This window comes from Bacteroides sp. ET225, from assembly GCF_024733745.1.
In the GTDB taxonomy this organism is placed as follows: Bacteria; Bacteroidota; Bacteroidia; order Bacteroidales; family Bacteroidaceae; genus Phocaeicola; species Phocaeicola excrementipullorum.
In genome coordinates, this window is record NZ_JANRHN010000047.1 from 1 (window position 1) to 18,324 (window position 18,324).

Below are 18,324 nucleotides of genomic sequence, written 5' to 3' on the forward strand. Positions count from 1 at the left end.
ATGCTTACCCAAAGACAAGAGCCGTGGAGCAAGGGAAACGAACCTTACGCTCGACAACACCAAGCACAAACTATCAAGCACTACCAGCGCATATCCGACCGTGAGGCCTTTGTGACGGCAGAAATAGTGCACACCGCCTATCAAGGCATAGGCGGCGAGTATGAAACGCTGCTCAAAGCCTTCGACCGTGATAATGGTACGGAATATCATACGAGGCAGACAAAAAGAGAACAGCATCCGACAGTGCCTCAAACAAGTTGAAATATAAGCTATAGGAACACCGTCAATTGCCCCTTTGGTGCCATATTAAGAGCAAAAGTCGTCTTCCCCATCGCTGGGCGGCCACCAACAATGACAAATTCTCCTGGGAGAAATCCTCCAACGCTTTCATCTATCTGCTTAAAACCTGTGGAAGGCATGTATGAATAAGAATCCTCGTTCTTATTCTCTTCATGAATACTTTTCAAAAGTTGTGCTATATGTTTGATTTTATTCATAAAGAACTAAATTGTGCTAATGGTTTGGTCATAAAATACATGGAATCAAACGCTCCTAAACATTATAAAAGAGATCAAAAAGAGAGTTCACATTTTGCAGCTATAAGACGTAAGCTATTTACAACATCATCAAAAGATTCATTTTTTAGCCACAATAAATAGCAATATAATTCGTAGTCTGGAGTTCTATTGACATCTTTCTCATAAACAGCTTTCAATGCTGGATTTTCACTTACTTTTTTCCAAAATACAATTCCATTTGCGGTTAGAGGCAACCCTAAGGTTCTCAATTTTTGTTTATAACTTTCTATGTCAAAATTATCTTCAGCGACGCTTCTGTGGCTTAAGCCATTTCTGACGTTTCTTATATATTCTAATATATGTTTTTGCTTCCAGTCTATTTTGAATTCATTTACAAAAGCATATAACTTCGCACTATAAGATATAGCAATTAGAGACTTGGCTGTTTCTATTTTGGCGTTGGGATAATAAAACTTGATATGTTCAACGATGTCTTCAAGAACTCCGTTGTTTTTTTGGTCATAATAATAATTTAGGAGCATTTCTAATTGAAGTTGAGCATATCTACAAAACTCAGCAAAACTAACAGAATGATATCTTGTCCCATAACGGTAACGGAACATTTCTCTGTTGTCTGATATTAAGAGATTCCTTACTTCTTGTATTTTAATAAATGAATAGTCTATTATTGAAGTTTTAGAATCAACAAAATAATCAAGCCCCAAATATTTTTCAATATGTTCAATACGTTTCTTTTCAAGCGAAAAAGAACTTACAGAGAGCCGTAAGTCTAAAGCTTTCCGTAACCTTAAGTCGAATTCGGCATTTTCATTAGCCAAGCGTATTACCTTTTTTAAAACGTCTTCTAACTTATCATCCATGTCCTATTATATCCAATAAAACATCCAATTCTTTATTCAGTTCATCCACATCAACAGGCTCTAATGGCGGAACAGTAACTTTCTTGCTTAAATGAATCAGCCAAAACTGTTTGTCATTTTTGTCGCGGCATATAGATATTGACAACTGCTCTTTTCGCTTTTCCATCTCCGGCTTTATTCCATTATTGACCGAAGCGAATACTTTTTTACCGTCGAGCATGAAGAAAGCGTAACGGTGTGGCTTGGCCAACTCTCCGCTATCCGTCATAGCCTGCTCCTCTGATGTGTCGGACTCTGTTATAATCACTTCCGTGGCGTTTTTCTTCTCAAAATCCAGTAGCGGCGTGGTTTCCATGTAAGTGATTGAGTGGGCGGTGGTCTTCAACGGGTCACGCATTTTACCGACAAGTTTTTCAAACTTATCATACAAACGCTTGTAAACGCTGTCGTCTTCACCCTTAACCATTTTCATATACATCAGTTTTCCGTCAAGGACATTCACAAGGTCTGGATTGCCTTTTTTCACATGCCCTTTTTCTTCCTTATATTTCGGGAAAAACTTGGAATATGCCACGCCGTAACCATATCTGTCCCAAATGTAGAGTATGTTGCGTATGTCACGCACGTACCTTCGGGTTACGTTCAGTTTGTCGCTTACAATTATGCCGGTTACTTCTTGCCTGCCGCCTATTTTCTGTAAACGGGTCTTCTTCTCATTTATTGTGAAGCCTTGGCTTTGTATTATCCGCACCAGCTCTTTACGAAAATCTCCGTTTTTTTGATACACATTGTGCATTGACGAGAAAGTAATGTCGTCTGCATAACGTGTGTAGTGCAGCCCGAAACGTTTGGCAAGTCCGGCAAGCCTGCGGTCGAGCGTGTCGCAAATCATGTTTGTAATGATTGGAGACGTAGGCGCACCTTGTGGCAGCACATAAAAGTCTTTCTTGGTTCCGTCTTCAAGCGTGCGTGTTTCTTTCATCGAGCACATACCTGCCAACACATTAGCCACAGGTATGGGAAAGTTGAAAGGCTTTAGTTGCAGGCGCTTCCAGATACGCGGCTGCTCTATGCTTGGGAAAAAGTCTTTTAAGTCAATGTTTAATATATAGTTCTGGCCCTTATGGACATTGGCATTGGTTACGACAGACCGTTGCTCAGTGAAGCCCATTGCATAGTCAGATGGGGAGTAAACGGCTTTGAATACCTCGTTTACATACCGCAACAGCAGCATGAAACTTTGATTCCTCGGTGCAGTTATCTGCCTGTAACCGTTTGATTTCTTCTTTATCTTGAACTGCTTATACCTATGAAAAGTATTGTTTGGATTACAATAAAAGTTTATGTGTTTCATCGTAAATGGATAGAACTTGTCGTTCAGCCCTGTTTCCGCCATATCATCTTTTTTAAGACGATTAAGCAGAGCAAGGATGTCATCCTTGCTTTCCATGTGGTGTGCCAATGCTGCAATTTCTGTTTTATCCATTTTGGTTTATATAAATTAAAAGCGGTCACAGGCTTATCTGTGCTGAAACGTTCTTTTCTTTATGTAAATCCCTCTATATAAGTATATCAAAATCTAAGATGGAGTTAGTGCCATAAACAATGTTAGCTTTCACGAACAGACATTGTTATCTTCAAGCTCAGATGAGCAAGAAGACATCTCGCGAATCCACTCCCGAAAGAGCAGGGCTTACGCCACGCAAGACGAAGTTCAAAATGCAGTTTCAGCTGACAGACTTGCCAAAGACCGCCTTGTTTAATTATTCGATTGCAAAGTTATACCATTACTGCGAAATCTTTGTTCGTAATAAAAGATAAATTTGTATTTAAGCCATTTTTATTGCTCAGTCAATATTCCAATAAGCATCAGGCTCTCCGTCCAAAGCATCATTTATATCTTGGTCACTCCATCCCATTACATCTTGAACATAAGTTCCATTGTATTCATCATACGTTTCTCGTTCTTCATAATATTGCTCGTTGTTGTAATCATGAAGTCTTTTACCTCGCTTAGGCAATGACGGATTAAGGTCGTGAAAATAGACTTCACTTGCCACGCCATCTTTGACTACTCTTGTAGAAAAACGATTTTTGCCATAAAAACGCCATATTTCATCATATTCGCATGGTAATACTTCTTTACCATCTTCGTTTATTATGCCCCACTTTGCGTATTTATCAGGATTCTCTTTCTTATCCTTTTCCAGGTATGCTTTAATATTTTCTGTACCAGATATTACCTCGTTGTCATCAATGATACCTATGAGATTTTTTGAAAAGCCCGGATTCTTATTTGTCCTTACACGAGCTAGGCCGTTATCAAAACCGTCAATCCATCCATATTTACCGAAAGGTACAATTACATTTCCATTAGTGTCAATTACGCCCCATTTGTAATCAGAGTTCTCAACAACTGTTATCTCACCGTAATTCTTCTCTACAATGTTTTTCATATTTATCTCGTTTTTTTCCTGTGCAAAGGTAGCGACGTTTAACGAACTCTATTTTCGTGCTTTCAAATATTCTTTTTCCATTCCGCATATACGCTCCCAAATCTTGTCTTGGATTTCAGATGGTTCAAGCACTACAAGTTCTTTCCCGAAAGAAGCCAATTCGCGTATTAGTTCAAAATTTTCTTTGCAATCAATCCGATAGAAACAGCCACCGTCAAGTTTGGGGTATTTTTCTTTCAACTCTAATGTTTTTGCATCACTCAATGTACGCTGTGATTCATGAATTGGTTTTGTGGCGACATAATCCTTTGAAATGTCACTCACCCAAAAATATATTTCGTACAGTGGGCTGTTATCAAAAAATGTCACGCCAACGATGTCTTCAAACCGTTCATTAAGGTCGCCTTCGTAGTCAATATATTTATGAGACGGTAATGGTATTGCGTCATCAATACGGTCAAGAGCGAAATTTAAAAGTTTCATGTCGCTTTCGGCAGAACCGAACAAATACCATCGGCGATTATATTCTTTCAGCAAATACGGATATATAACAACCGTCAGCCCTTTATCTGGAGCATTGAATTTATGGTAATGTAATTCTATTACCTGGCGTTCGGAAATCGCAGTGAAAAGTTTGCCAAAGATATTCGAGCTTTCAAGCGGATTTTTTGTAAATGATATAATTCTTCTTTCGTTATGCTTTACGCCAAGACCCATTCTCAGTCCTTCCAGTCCTTCCAAGTTTGGAAGCCCATCAAATTGTCCTAACAGCGACAAAGCTTCTTTTAATAGATATTCCTCATCATCAGTAAGAGGTTTGCTGAATATAGAAAAGTTTGGATTGGCGTAGCGAAGGCACATTTTCTTTCTGCCATTCCTTTCATCAATAACGTAATAACGTTCGATATCCACGCCCTCAAACGGACCTTTATATTCAAGATACTCAATGTCTTTTTCTATCGTCCTGCGACCAATACCGTCAGTCTCTGGATTTATGTCGGAAAGATGGTTGTTTACTTCCTCGGTCAAGTCATCAAGTGAATAATTATGGTACCTGTTGGACAATAGTTCGTCCAATATTTTGTACCTTGTCATTGCATTTTTGTTTTTCGGCATAATTCTTAATTTTTAGTCAAGGTGAAGATTTCGTATTACGACAGTATCATCTTTACCAACCATCATCAGTTTTTTATTGTCAAGTGAGAATGAGCATGAAGATACAGATTTTGTTTCTTTTGTATTGGCTATTCCTGCATCTGACAAATCGTCTATGGCTGGCATTATTTGTTTATTTGGATCATTTACGGCGTGGATATATACGCTTGTTGATGGTTGATGTCCCCAATTAAGGTTATCGGCACTATAAGGAATATAACCTTGATTAGATAATGCCATGTATTTCCCATCGGGGCTAAATGCGAGAAAGTTTCGATTTCCAACTTCTTTTATATCTTCATTATTACAAACGTTTCCATATAAAAGTATAGGATGACTATCATAAGCTGCATAAAATCCGTTTTTTGTGAAAGCAGCAGTCCACACAGCATAGGAAGTCATACTTTTTGCTATTTCCTTTTGTTCAGTCATATCGTAAACCATGAACAATCCACTGACATAATATCCATTTATATCCGTGTTATTTGGATAGCGTCCGGCGATTGCTACATATCGTGAGTCGTATGAAAATGCCACATAGTTTAAGAACCACAATACGTGTCCAAGCTCTATTTCGCAATAAATTTCATCCGTTCCTGTTTTTCGGATTATAGTATATCCAAGCTCTTCTGCAATCTTATCTCTGAAATTATCAACTTTAAGAAGATTATCAATTTCCTTATCATTGAAAAAGTTCCTATGGGCATGGATAAATTCTTTGCGTGATTCTTTCTTCTCGTCCTTCTCTTTATCATTTATGTTCCATCTATAATCATATTTTTCAGCCAAGGCTTGCCATTGCTCTTTTGATATAAATGTATCGTTTACTTTATCATGATATTTTATATACTTGCTCAATGCGCTATCTGCATACAACTTACCATCAGGACTGACAAAGCCATAATTTGTGATAAAATCTTGATTTATATACTCTTTTGTCAAAGGGTCTATTATCCTTGGGCGGCGGTGGCTGTCGTCAACTTTGAACAGTGGGCGATACCCGTTAATCTGGAATATAAAATTCAGATTTGGGAAGTCTTGTACTTCTTTTGTTTCCGTATTCATCAAAAACATTTCTTTATCTTTCTGGAAAATGATGTTTTTTCCGTCATCAGACATTAACACATTACCATAAGATGAGGAATCAAACAAAGACCCTAATATCTCCTCATTCACGAAGCTGTCTTTAAATCGTGATATCCTGCCAAGAAAAACATGGCTGCCTCGGATAGAAATAGTATAATTCTTCTTTTCAGACAAAGCCGTGATATTTTCAGGAAGGGTAAATTCTTCATTCCATAACATAACTCCATGATAATACAAATACGTTCCACTATATCTCAAAGTGTTTTCCAACGGAAATTCGGTCAAATATGATGAAGAGTTATTAAAATCCAATTTATGGAACGATGCATTTTCTTGTGAAGAGAAAGCATATAATGCTTTTTCCTCTTTTTGCTCCAATATCCCATATTTTTCAAAATATCTCCAATCGAAATGCCCTTGTGTTAAAGAAATCACCTTACCATCACAAATTTCATAAATATCCTCACATGTATTTCTATCATCATTTTTTACAGAAATAATTGTTCTGCCTTTAAAGTAATGTATAGATGCATCTTCACTAAAAATAAGTTGTCATTAGTGTCCACTAAAAAATCATAGAAGTTCTTTGAAATAATTGAAATTCAATTTGTTATAAGTGTTTTGTGAGTCAACGGATTTGAATTTACTTTTGCGGTATTAATCAGATCGTTATGCATAAAGACAAGTTCGTTTTTGCTCAATTAACCCGATTTCTTGATCGTAATCACTTCAACTATCTCGTAAAGAAGTATGAAGGCGACAAATATATCAAAAGCTATACCTGTTGGAATCAGTTGCTTACGATGATCTTCGGTCAGCTATCCAATCGGGAGAGCCTCCGGGATCTGGTTGTGGCTATGGAAGCACACGCTGGGAAACTCTACCATCTCGGGATCGGGAAATCTGTAACACGAAGCAATCTCAGTAAGGCTAATGAGCAACGTGATTACCGTATTTTCGAGGAGTATGCAACATTCATGATTGCCGAGGCCCGCAAGCGCAGAATCAATAAGATATTCGAACTTGACGGTCATGTTTACGCATTTGACTCTACAACGGTTGATTTGTGTCTGTCGGTGTTTGAATGGGCTAAATTTCGCAAACACAAAGGCGGAATAAAGTTGCATACGCTCTACGATGTTGAAACGGAAGTACCTGCTTTTGTGCATATTACACCTGCCAATATTCACGATTCAAAGGCTATGCCTGAGATTCCATACGAATCAGGAGCGCATTACATATTCGACCGAGGGTATAACGATTTCAGTAACCTTAATACGATAAACCGTATAGGTGCTTTCTTCGTTGTACGAGCCAAAACAAATGTACGGATCAAGCCTAAAACCTGGAAACGAAGATTGCCGGAAGGTGTAGTTTCGGATGTAATAGGATGCTTTACGGTTTATAAAAGTTCTAAGGATTATCCCGAAGAACTTAGAAAACTCATCGTTGAGAATCCTGAAGACGGTACACGATACATCTTCCTGACGAATAATCTTGACGCATCTGCGGAGTTAATATCATCGCTTTATCGAAACAGATGGAGTGTTGAACTGTTCTTCAAATGGATAAAACAACATCTCAGGATTAAGAGGTTCTGGGGAACATCGGAAAATGCTGTACGCATACAAATCTATTGTGCGATAATCACTTACTGCCTGGTAGCAATAGTCCAACACGATATGAAATTAGAACGCAGCATCTATGAAGTTCTCCAAATCCTCGGAATTTCTCTAACCGACAAAACACATCTCAGTGACTTGTTTGACAAATCGAATTTCAAAAATGTCAAAGACCGATATGATTCATGTGAACCGAATTTATTTAATTTTTAACCTTGTCCATTTTTAGTGGACAGTAGTGATAAGTTGTTTATTCTTCACAATAAAAACATGATTGTAAGTCGTAATAAATAAGCAATCGCCTGAAATTTTAGCAGTTGGAAAATTATTGTTTATTTCTAATTTAAAGTCAGTTCCAGATATTCCAAGATATACTTTATTACTTTTATACCTTGATCCATATCGGCTAATCGTGAAAGAATGTTCATTGAGCAAATAATAAAGTTGGTTTGATACGACATAAAGTCCTTGTATTTCCTTATGCGTATAAGAAATATCTAAACCTCCAAGAAAATGTGCCTTGTTGATGTTAAACAAATCTAGTTCTTCGGCTAAATCAAGAAGTTTGTCAACTTTCATCTCATCGCTATGAATGTCACTTAATTTCACGTCTTCACAAGCTGAAAAAGGATTTGTGGAAGATATATGCCACGAGTGATAAGAAAAAATATCTATTACTGACAGGATTGCACAACTTTTTCGTTGTTCAAGCTCAATAAAATAATGCCCATTTGTAAATTTAATAAATTGATTATCGCAGCGAATTGTCTTTATCGTTTCAAAAGTGTCCAATGATATGACATCAATTTGTTGATTCTCATAGGCGCACAAGATTCTACTATCTCTGCAAACAGAGAAATCTTCGCATTCATATTCTTTTTTATCAATGATGGTGTCGGTAAATCGATAAACATTCAACCTCGTAGCATTATCTGTTTTATCCTTAACTATTAAAATGTCATCTTGCAATAAAATTTCATTCGCAAATGTGATAATGGGGGCTTGTTCTGTCAATGAATATAAAGTATTCTCTTCATGTTTATCATTGCTTAATAGAACAATGTCCTTATTCACATAAAAAATCTTGTCAGGAGATATGCTTTCCACATATTCTTCACCACTATCACGATTATAAAAATATGTACGGTCTTTCATGACAACAAAGCACCACGGTGTTTCATCAAACACATAACTATTTTTATGTGTACTGCCACCAAATTTAATGGCATCTTTTACTTCAATTTCAACTGCACTATCTTTGTCGTCGGGGAATTCAATGACATATCTACCTGGAAAAGGGAATGTTTCTTGTAACCGTAAAGTTTGGTCATCCAAGAGTTCAAATGACATTATTGGTCTAAAATCATTTTCATGAAGTAAAGACATTCCATCGTCTTTGGGTGTTATCTTGACCATCTTATGATTTCTAGAAAAAGACTGGATGGTAAACTTTGTATTCAAATATCCTTGATGTGGATGGACTGATAACTTTGCCATAATTACCTGTTCTATAGATTTATGTGCAAAGTTATAAATAAAATACGAACTCTATATTCGTAACGTGGCTAAATCCCGAAAATTGCGTTATAATTAGGACATTTCCAGTCAAAGCTGTTGATGCCCTTTATATTACACGTTGACCAGCAGATGATTACCTATTGCCACAGGGGTTCATCCTTCCAATCTTTACAAAATCCCATAGCCATAATGCCTATTGACGGGAACTTGGATAATAAGTCTGCTATTTTTGAATTAAAGTTGTTGTTTGGAGATACTGCGGAAAGAAAATACCTAATAATGCACAAACGATAGAACACCTTTTTCTTATCCAACGTTGACGTATCAATCCAAACTTTAGAAGCTTTACGTGGCTCTGCCGGACTCAGCATGAAATCCCTGTTCCACACTCTGGCATGGTGGCAGCACATATTGCGCAAGTTAGCAAGCACAGTCAGCCATGATGTAAACACTTGTGGCTTCAGTCCGAAATAGTCGGCAATAAGTTTCCTTAGTCTGTTATTGGCTATGTTGGTGTAAATGTAGTTCAAGTTGCCGAAAGACAAGACCTCTGTTATCATCCATGCCGGAGGATAATCCTCAATGTAGTTTTGCCTGAAATTTTCAATGTACCCTTCCTTACTTGCTGCCAGTTCCTTTTCTATGACGGCCAACGTCTGCCGAAATTTATCAGCATTGGCAAAATACTCCGCCTTTGTTATCCAATACTTATCGCCAAGTTCTTGACAACCAATATTGGCCAGTACACTGCGGATAGCCACTTCTATCTTTTCTATTTCGTTGAAAAGCACGATGCGGAGTTTCTTGTCAAAACGGTAAAGCGTCATCACCTGTTCAAAGGTTGTGCCGTCTTTCAAAATCAAGTCGTTTTTCGGACTTTTGTAGAACGGGAAGATATAAGCCGACAATCTATGATAACCGATGTTCATAAGATAACTTTCTGCTTTGCCCTCATCGCTGAAGTGCATTCCACGGCTTCTGAGTATCTGAACAATCTTTTTAGGTGTAGAGTATGGTTTGGGAAAACTTGTTTTCATGTACCTATAATAAAAAAACGACCCGCCGATTTGAGCATTGTTAAGAGGCTTGGCAGGTTCTAATGTTACAAATGTACTGTTTTTCATTCAAAGCGCAAAATGTTTTTTCAAAATTCTCAGTACCTTTTTCAAAATACCTCTTCTAAGAGCGGCCTCTCCTTATTCTGTAGCATTAGAATGCTCATCAAGACAAACGAATCTGAGAGCATATAAACGTAATTTTTCTATAAATAAGAGTTAAATATCACCATTTCGGAATGCACAATACTTCGGTAAATTTTTACCGATTGTTACCTTTACCCTTGATTAATCACTCCACTTCAAAGCGATAAAGAGCGCAGGTTTGCTTGTCAATGTCCAACTCGTTGAATTATGGTTTTGCGACCAGACTTGCACTTGCTATCAACGGAAAACTGATTGGCGAATGGTTCAAGGAACAGTTCGACAAATTGTTCTAGAAATGTGATGTTTTCTCGCCGCAGAAAAGAACTCAGGCTATAAGAGTTAAATTGCTTAAACCTAAAGGGAAAGTGATAGTCTTATAATTGATCAGACTATTCCTTTTTTCCTATCTTTGAGCCACTAACAATGATAAATTATGAAAAGAAGACATATATATCCTATTTTGTTACTATTGGCTGTCATACAAGTAAAAGCAACGGAATTGTCATGTGATTCTGCAAGATTGCCTGAAAAATATTCTATCATAGGGAAAGTGTATGGTGAATGTGTCCGACAAATTCCACCCTATGATGTCATGACAATACCTTTGACAGGCTCTTACCTCTCTATTGAGGAATTACCCAAACAGGGTTGGCTTACTGATTCTACTGCAAGTTTCCGGATAGACTATCTGGAAAAAGGTATCTATCATCTAAAAGCGGAATATGTCGGCTTTGATTCATGTGATACGCTTATTGTCTTGACGGAACACACTGACACATTGCGTTTAGTCTTGCCATTGTGCTACGAATACATTTCAAAATATGAGTGTTCCCCCGAATTGTCACGTGAAAATATCCGAAAAGGACATCCGTATATAAAACTCATTATTCCCGAAGATAAGGAAAAAGAAGTCAGAAATCACCTTTTTTGGAAAAAATACGGTGTCAGCTATGATAGTTTTTACCCGCTAAGAAAGGATGGGCACCTTGCTTGCTATTTGAGTGTTCCCAACTTTATGCTTGCAGCCTACAATCAAGAAGTGTTTGATTATCTGGATGCTCAATATGGCAAAATCTGGCGTCGGGAAGTTCCCGATGGGATATTGATATTCGGTCTTGACAAATCATCGGAAAGCAGTCTAATTGCCCATACAACTGAAAAGCATCTTGAGGTCGGCGTTCCTGTATGCTATTTGAACGAGCAAGGCGATACCATTGTGCCATATGGCAAATACAAATTCTGCCAAACAGATACCATACGGAATATAGGCTTCGTATATGGGAACAAGCAGGACGCACGGATTGTTTGCATAGACAATCAAGGCAAAGAACTGTTCTATGTGTTCAAATATGATAACGGCCCCGACTATATCCGTGAAGGACTTTTCCGCATCATGGATGACAAAGGATTGATAGGCTTTGCCGATTCATTAGGCAATGTGGTAATTAAGCCTCAATTCAAGTTCGCATTTCCTTTTGAAGGAAACAAAGCAAAGGTTACATTGACAGGAGAACAAAAGGAAATGCCAGACAGAGAACGCCGTGAGTGGGCAAGCGATAAATGGCAATATATAAACAAGAAAGGAGAGCTTATACAATGAAAACGATCATCTTATTCGCGATGCTGGGAAGTGTCGTTTGCCTGAGTTGCACTAACTATTCCAGCCATTCCCAATTAGTCAAGCATAGGGAAAACGGCTGGTATCGTATCATTGACGGACAAAAGGACAGTATCGCCTCCCTGCCGATTGTTACAGTAAAGGAATTTGCCGCTTTACGGCTGGATAAAGATTTCTCCGGAAAGGCAGTGATAACAGGGAGCGTGAGCAAGAATAAATTGCAAGCATGGGCAGACTCAACGGAGCAGCTTATAGGCAAGCGGATAGGATTCGTATTCAATGACACCGTAATTACCGCGCCACGTGTGAATATGAGATTGGAAAGCGGGGCATTTCAAATTGCGACACCCAACAATTATGATATACCCTCTTTATACAGAAGCCTGTTGAAAGAAAAGAAAGATTCTTTGGACGCTCTGTTCAAAGCCAACGGATGGGAAAACGATACGCTCTTTTTTAATCAATCAGACCTCCAGATACAGGATTCAATCATAAACACATTGGACTATATCGATGCCTGCTCCATTGTAAAAGGATTTGAGAACAAATAATTAAAACCCAAAGGATTGAAAATGGAACTATTTGTATGGTCCGTTCTTTCGTTACAAGTGCAAACCAACGAGCGGTACATTGAAGTAACAGGTGCATCGGAAATAGAAATCGTGCCCGGCAAAATCCATTATGTTGCCGACATCCGGGAATACTTCGAGGAATACAAAAGCTGCCGAAAGTCCGTTTTAACTATGTCCTGATGACTGCCGCATCACGCGAAATGCTGGATGAGCCACCAATTTCTCACAAAAAAAATTACACCGCCAATTTTACTTTTATCCTGTTGCCGGGTCTTTTATACAGAAGCTCAGTTCAAATAAGCTGACAGCCTATATTCTATCAGGCTCTTACAGACGAAACGACATGAGCGTATAACTTAAACATTGAATATGATGAAACCAACAGGAAAACTGAAAACAGCGATAATGGCGGCAGTCATTATTCTTGCATGCAGCACTGCGGACGCACAGCGCTGGCGTTGGCACTCACGCCCTTATCGGGTGGTGACGGCAGTTGCCAAACCGGACATAATCATCCATGTTGACAACCGTTTCAGCCAAAAGGAACGTTTCAGAATGGCAATGGCCTACCTGAAAAGCCACGAATACCTTACCGTAAAGAGATATGCAAAAATGACCGAACTGTCGAAAGCGGCAGCAAAAGCAGAACTTGACGCATTCGTGGCAGACAAGGAAAAACCTATCATGGCTGTCATAAGGGGAGAAAAGAAAGTATATACACTAAAAAAGTAAAAAACGGGGTTATACAATGAAAGGATATACAAAATGGAGTGCACTCGCATTGACGGCAGGTATGGCAATGGTGTTCAGTTCATGCGCTGTGCATAGACCTCCACGGACTCACCGCCATCATCCGCACCGTCACAAGGTGGTGATTGTAGCGGAACAGACTGCCAGTCCAGAACAAAACAGCAACCGCATGACCTTTGAAGAATGGTTGGCTATGACCGAATCGGAGTCTTATGGCAGCACTGAATGACAAGGATATTGTTTCAGCACTGAAAAAGAATGCTGAAAACGGATTCCGGCTGCTGATGGCGAAATACAAAGAGGCTGTATATTGGCATATCCGCTGATTGGTCGTTTCGCACGACGATGCGCAGGATGCCGCCCAGGAAACATTTGTACGGGTATTCCGTTCTTTCAGCCAATTCAAAGGAGAGTGTTCGTTCAGCGCATGGATTTACCGGATTGCCACCAACGAAGCTCTGCGCATATTGGAACGCAGACGGAGCGAACGGCTTTCTTTGGACGATCCAGAGGCCGGAACAGGCTCTTTGATGGCTGACGAATATATGGATTACAGCGACCTGGAGGCGGTGAAGCTGCAAAAGGGCATCCTGTCATTGCCCGCCAAGCAGCAACTGGCTTTCAACCTGCGCTATTATGACGAAATGAGTTATGATGAAATAGCCGCCATCACAGATTCCACGGCAGCCAACGTGAAAGCCAATTACCATACAGCCAAAGAGAAGATAATAAAGTATATGAACTCCACAGACTAAGGATATGGAAAAAGATTTTGACTTCAGACAGATTGGGAAGCGCATGCCTTACAAGACACCGGAAGGCTTCTTTGACGAGATGGAAACGAATATATGGAAAGAGGTGCAAAACGAACTTTCCCAAACGCACAAGCGTAAGGCATACCGCCTGCGTATTTTTGCCGGAGCCGTAGCTGCAAGCATAGCCTTGCTGCTTGTATTCAGCCCGCTTTCACATAAGGAGCAGACTGACAGTTTATCAAGAGTAGAGCAGGCTTTTGCCAACTTAAGCCAGGAAGACCAGGCTTATATGCTTGCGGTTTACCAAGAAGACTTGTTTATGAACGAATAAAAAAGAAATGACGATGAAAGGTATTATCAGATTACTGCTGCTGGTTGCCGCACTGACAACTTTCTGCGGCATGGCTTCAGCGCAAAACAGCAGACAACGCCTCACCCGCGAACAGCTGGCAGAGGTACAGGCCAAGCATATTGCAAAGGAAATGGCGATGGACGATGCGACAAGCCAGCGTTTTATCGACACCTTCTGCCAGTTTCAACGGGAAATATGGGCACTCGGCCCTCGCCCGAAACAGTCACACAGACAAATGACCGATGAAGAAACGGAACAAGTGTTGAAAGCACGCTTCGCCCACAGCCGGAAGATACTGGATCTGCGGCAGAAGTATTATGGCATCTACAGCGAGTTCCTGACACAGAAACAAATCCAACGTGTCTATGAACTGGAGCGGCAGATAATGGAACGCCTTTCCAAACGAAGCAAAAGGACAAACCGATAAAATTCTATTCACACATTAAAAATTGTATCGTATGAAAAAGCTAATCATGGCTATGCTGATAGCCGTTTCAATGGTTCAGACCCTTTCAGCACAAGACAACAACCGCCAGCGTATGACACCGCAGCAGCGCACCGAACAGCGCATCCAAAAACTTGATGAGAAACTGTCGCTGACAGACAATCAGAAAAGCCAGATACGTGACCTTTACGCCGATTTCTATAAGCAGAAATATCCCAAAGAAAAGCGTAAAGAAGCGATGGAAAAGCTGATAACAGACATTGCGGCTGTGCTGACTTCCGACCAGCAGGTGCTTTACAAGCAATTACAGGAGGAAGCAGCAGCCGAAAGACGGAAACACGCAACTGAAAAATAGCAGACATGAAAAGTAAAATTTTATCTTGCCTGATCTCATTGCTTGTTCTTGCATCCTGCTCGGATAGCAATGAAGAATTGGGAGATAGCCTATATTCCGATACCCAAGCACCAACTTCTGGGGATTGGACTGCAACCTTCATAGATGGATTGTATGATAATTGGAGCATAGGCGATAGCATCCTGCTGCTTCAAAACGGGCAAGCTGTTTTCGCCGAAGCGCTGCAATCCGGGAACATATCAAACTTTTCAAGTGGTATGGAAAGTCCTTTTGTTGATGGTAATCCGCTGTACGGCATCTATCCGGCAGGTAATATGGTTTCTTTCGACAATGAGAGCGTTACCGTATCCGTTCCTTCCGTTCAGACGGCTAAGGATGTCGGATTTGATGAAGAGGCGGCCGTGTCAGTAGCCTGTTCCGTTTCCGAGTCGCTGTGTTTCAATCGGTTTGTGGCGGTATAAAATTGAATTTCCAGATGTCTGGTGTAACAAAAGTGGAATTGGAAAGTGTTGATGGCTATGCCTTGTCAGGCAAAGCCAAACTTAAATGGGATGAACAAGGAGTTCCAGTTGTAGCAGAAATGAGCGACTCCTGTTATATCCTTACGTTCAACGCCCCCGATGAATTCGGTTTTCTGCCCGGAAAGGATTATGTCATATCCACCTTGCCTTGCAACCTTTACGGGGGATACAGGCTATCCATCTACAAAGACGGACTGGCTGCCGATTATTTCGGCGTGCATCAGACAGTAGAACGTGCCTCCTATATAACTCCGATTGACTTGGTGGAAAGCGAACTGGCGTTTGACGACCCTGATGCGCCGCTTGTGGAGGAAGAACGTCCGGAACTGGATGCCACGACAACCGCCCTTCTCCGCCAATATCAGCAGAACCCGACAGAAGAAAACAAAGAGGCTTTGATGGAACAGATGGGAATCCGCTACGACAAAGTTGTCGCACGGAAGAAATCCAAACTTCGGGAACTGGAACGGGAGGCTCTTACTCCCGACCTTGTTGACGAGATGCAGGAGATAGTGGATGAAATGGTTGAAAACCGCGACATCCGACTGGAACAGCAGTTCCTGAGGCTGATTGACCCTCGAAACGATGACAATCCCGATGATGCATGGATGGTACTGCGCGGTGTGCCGGAACAGGACGCCTACATCGGATATGCTCCTGTAACAAATGCTGAATATGCGGTTTTCAATCCTGATTTCAGCTATGATGCAGGGAAAAATAACTATCCAGCTGTGAACATCCCGATTGCACAGGCTGCCGCCTATTGCGACTGGCTCACGGCGCAGGACACCTCGCACACATACCGCCTTCCGACAGACGAGGAGTGGATTCTCGCCGCCGGACACATGCCCAAGGATGTTTCGATGAACTCCGGCTATGTGGAATACGGATTGACAGCGGTTGATGCTTACAGCCAAACAACCGGAGCGTGCGGCGGCATAGACTTTTGGGGCAACTGTTGGGAATGGACTTCATCGGTGGATGCCAATGGCTTGTACATCATCAAAGGAGGCAGTTGGGATTCCGACCGTGACGATTGCCGCAGTGAGAAATCCGATGTAGTAAGGGACGGCTCGCAGGGTTATGCCAATGTCGGCTTCCGAATTGTAAGAACAGCTCCAAATATCTGACACTTAAAACTTCATTGCAATTATGAGAAAGTTATTTTTAGCAATGGCTATGACCATTGTGACGGCCACAGTTGTGTCCGCCCAAGAGAACACCAAAGAAAATAGAATGAATGTTTTGTCCGTTCAGACAGACAAAGACAACAGAAATGATGGCGATTCCAGACTCCGCTGCGGCATCAAGTTCAGGATCGGACTTTCCGGTGTGACCAAAATCGAGTTGGAAAGCGTAGACGGCAATCCGTTGGCAGGCAGAGCGAACATCAAAGTAGACGCGCAAGGAAATGCTGTGATGGAAGAAATAGGAAGCGCAAGCGCTATCATCACGTTCCGTGCTTCAGATCCCTCCGGCTTTACACCCGACAAGGACTATTACATCTCCACCTTGCCCTGCGATCTTTACGGCGGTTACAGGCTTTCCATTTACAAAGACGGCCTTGTGGCTGATTATTTCGGTGTCCATCAGATTGTAAAACCGGGAACATTCATTACTCCCGAAGATTTGGCGGAAAGTGAACTGGAATTTGAAAAGCCTGACGCTCCGCTTGTCGAGAAAGAACGTCCGAAGATGGACGCCATAACGCACCAGCTATTCATCCAATACAGAAGAAAGCCGACCGAAGCCAACCGGCAGGCATTATTGGAGCGGATGGGCATCCGTTACGATAAAGTAGTGGCTAGGAAGAAAAACAAGCTTCGCGAACTGGAGCGAGAAGCAAGGACTTATAATATCGTAGAACACATGCAAGGCATTGTGAATGAAATGGTGGAGAACCGCGATATCCGAATACAGCAGCAATTCCTGCGCTTCATCGATCCCCGCAGAGATGAAAATCCCGAAGATACTTGGATGGTGTTGCGTGGCGCATCTGCAAGAAATGCTTATATCGGTTATACTCCTGTAACTAATGCCGAATATGCTCGCTTCAACACCGGGTTTATGTATGACAGAGGGAAAGACGATTATCCAGTCGTTGGCATCTCAATCAAAGATGCCGAAGCCTATTGCAACTGGCTCTCTACAAAAGACAGCGGACACAACTATCGCCTGCCTACCGAAGAAGAATGGGTGCTTGCCGCCGGACACATGCCCAAGGATGTTTCCATGAATTCTGGTCATGCAGAATCCGGATTAACAGCTGTAGATGCTTATGCGCAAAGCAAAGGAGCTTGCGGCGGCATTGACTTTTGGGGCAACTGCTGGGAATGGACCTCATCAACAGATAACAATGGACTGTACATAATCAAAGGAGGCAGTTGGGATTCCAAGCGGGATGATTGCCGCAGCGAAAAGTCTGATGATGCCAGAAATGGTTCGCAAAGTTATGCCAATGTCGGCTTCAGGGTGATACGGACAGACAGCAATTGAAACGCCTTCACCCGACCGAAAT

At 41.0% G+C, this 18,324-nt stretch carries 18 protein-coding genes and 4 pseudogenes; 14 read left to right on the plus strand and 8 right to left on the minus strand.

Annotated features, from left to right (window positions below):
- A pseudogene (locus NW212_RS14080) lies at positions 1 to 195 on the plus strand (site-specific integrase); the annotation flags it as partial.
- Positions 196 to 269: 74 nt separating this feature from the next.
- On the opposite strand, the gene NW212_RS14085 reads toward NW212_RS14080, so the two are convergent.
- The 6 genes from NW212_RS14085 to NW212_RS14110 form a co-directional block, all read right to left on the minus strand.
- Positions 270 to 497, minus strand: coding sequence for a DnaB-like helicase C-terminal domain-containing protein (locus NW212_RS14085; RefSeq protein ID WP_258339265.1), 228 nt, complete (start codon positions 495 to 497; stop codon positions 270 to 272).
- A gap of 74 nt (positions 498 to 571) precedes the next feature.
- Complete coding sequence (locus NW212_RS14090) at positions 572 to 1,399, minus strand: hypothetical protein (protein ID WP_258339266.1); 828 nt, start codon at positions 1,397 to 1,399, stop codon at positions 572 to 574.
- Positions 1,392 to 2,885, minus strand: a complete 1,494-nt coding sequence (locus NW212_RS14095; RefSeq protein ID WP_258339267.1) for a reverse transcriptase family protein — start codon at positions 2,883 to 2,885, stop codon at positions 1,392 to 1,394. The genes NW212_RS14090 and NW212_RS14095 overlap by 8 nt, the downstream gene beginning before the upstream one ends.
- A 361-nt stretch (positions 2,886 to 3,246) precedes the next feature.
- Positions 3,247 to 3,855 carry a WG repeat-containing protein gene (locus NW212_RS14100; protein ID WP_258339268.1) on the minus strand — a complete coding sequence of 203 codons (609 nt, stop codon included), beginning with the start codon at positions 3,853 to 3,855 and terminating at the stop codon, positions 3,247 to 3,249.
- 48 nt (positions 3,856 to 3,903) lie between these two features.
- Positions 3,904 to 4,971: a YafY family protein gene (locus NW212_RS14105; RefSeq protein WP_258339269.1), complete on the minus strand. Its 1,068-nt coding sequence runs from the start codon at positions 4,969 to 4,971 to the stop codon at positions 3,904 to 3,906.
- A gap of 12 nt (positions 4,972 to 4,983) precedes the next feature.
- Positions 4,984 to 6,531: a hypothetical protein gene (locus NW212_RS14110; RefSeq protein WP_258339270.1), complete on the minus strand. Its 1,548-nt coding sequence runs from the start codon at positions 6,529 to 6,531 to the stop codon at positions 4,984 to 4,986.
- A gap of 236 nt (positions 6,532 to 6,767) precedes the next feature.
- On the opposite strand from NW212_RS14110, the gene NW212_RS14115 reads away from it, so the two are divergent.
- Entirely contained in the window at positions 6,768 to 7,931 is a 1,164-nt protein-coding gene (locus NW212_RS14115) for an IS4 family transposase (RefSeq protein WP_258339271.1), read from the plus strand.
- 12 nt (positions 7,932 to 7,943) lie between these two features.
- On the opposite strand, the gene NW212_RS14120 is transcribed toward NW212_RS14115, so the two are convergent.
- Positions 7,944 to 9,215, minus strand: coding sequence for a hypothetical protein (locus NW212_RS14120; protein WP_258339272.1), 1,272 nt, complete (start codon positions 9,213 to 9,215; stop codon positions 7,944 to 7,946).
- Between the two features lie 158 nt (positions 9,216 to 9,373).
- A complete protein-coding gene (locus NW212_RS14125) occupies positions 9,374 to 10,273 on the minus strand; it encodes an Abi family protein (protein WP_258339273.1) in 900 nt (299 codons plus the stop codon).
- Between the two features lie 1,264 nt (positions 10,274 to 11,537).
- Here NW212_RS14125 and NW212_RS14130 point away from each other — a divergent pair.
- From NW212_RS14130 to NW212_RS14185, 12 genes and pseudogenes are all read left to right on the plus strand, one after another.
- Positions 11,538 to 12,038 (plus strand): annotated as a pseudogene (locus NW212_RS14130) (WG repeat-containing protein); the annotation flags it as partial.
- Complete coding sequence (locus tag NW212_RS14135; RefSeq protein WP_258339274.1) at positions 12,035 to 12,607, plus strand: hypothetical protein; 573 nt, start codon at positions 12,035 to 12,037, stop codon at positions 12,605 to 12,607. The pseudogene NW212_RS14130 and the gene NW212_RS14135, both read left to right, overlap by 4 nt.
- Before the next feature lie 21 nt (positions 12,608 to 12,628).
- Positions 12,629 to 12,769 (plus strand): annotated as a pseudogene (locus NW212_RS14140) (SIMPL domain-containing protein); the annotation flags it as partial.
- 228 nt (positions 12,770 to 12,997) lie between these two features.
- Positions 12,998 to 13,360 (plus strand): hypothetical protein, encoded by a 363-nt coding sequence (locus NW212_RS14145; protein ID WP_258339275.1) that lies wholly within the window; start codon positions 12,998 to 13,000, stop codon positions 13,358 to 13,360.
- A 16-nt stretch (positions 13,361 to 13,376) separates the two neighbouring features.
- Positions 13,377 to 13,607, plus strand: coding sequence for a hypothetical protein (locus NW212_RS14150; protein WP_258339276.1), 231 nt, complete (start codon positions 13,377 to 13,379; stop codon positions 13,605 to 13,607).
- Positions 13,591 to 14,133, plus strand: a pseudogene (locus NW212_RS14155) (RNA polymerase sigma factor). The gene NW212_RS14150 and the pseudogene NW212_RS14155 overlap by 17 nt, the downstream one beginning before the upstream one ends.
- A 4-nt stretch (positions 14,134 to 14,137) precedes the next feature.
- Positions 14,138 to 14,464: a hypothetical protein gene (locus NW212_RS14160; RefSeq protein WP_258339277.1), complete on the plus strand. Its 327-nt coding sequence runs from the start codon at positions 14,138 to 14,140 to the stop codon at positions 14,462 to 14,464.
- 13 nt (positions 14,465 to 14,477) lie between these two features.
- On the plus strand, positions 14,478 to 14,912 hold the full coding sequence (locus NW212_RS14165; RefSeq protein WP_258339278.1) for a hypothetical protein: 435 nt from the start codon (positions 14,478 to 14,480) through the stop codon (positions 14,910 to 14,912).
- A 31-nt stretch (positions 14,913 to 14,943) separates the two neighbouring features.
- A complete protein-coding gene (locus NW212_RS14170) occupies positions 14,944 to 15,285 on the plus strand; it encodes a hypothetical protein (RefSeq protein ID WP_258339279.1) in 342 nt (113 codons plus the stop codon).
- A 5-nt stretch (positions 15,286 to 15,290) separates the two neighbouring features.
- Positions 15,291 to 15,746: a hypothetical protein gene (locus NW212_RS14175; protein ID WP_258339280.1), complete on the plus strand. Its 456-nt coding sequence runs from the start codon at positions 15,291 to 15,293 to the stop codon at positions 15,744 to 15,746.
- Between the two features lie 14 nt (positions 15,747 to 15,760).
- Positions 15,761 to 16,936 (plus strand): SUMF1/EgtB/PvdO family nonheme iron enzyme, encoded by a 1,176-nt coding sequence (locus NW212_RS14180; protein WP_258339281.1) that lies wholly within the window; start codon positions 15,761 to 15,763, stop codon positions 16,934 to 16,936.
- A 22-nt stretch (positions 16,937 to 16,958) separates the two neighbouring features.
- Positions 16,959 to 18,302 carry a formylglycine-generating enzyme family protein gene (locus tag NW212_RS14185; protein ID WP_258339282.1) on the plus strand — a complete coding sequence of 448 codons (1,344 nt, stop codon included), beginning with the start codon at positions 16,959 to 16,961 and terminating at the stop codon, positions 18,300 to 18,302.
- Positions 18,303 to 18,324: the final 22 nt, after the last annotated feature.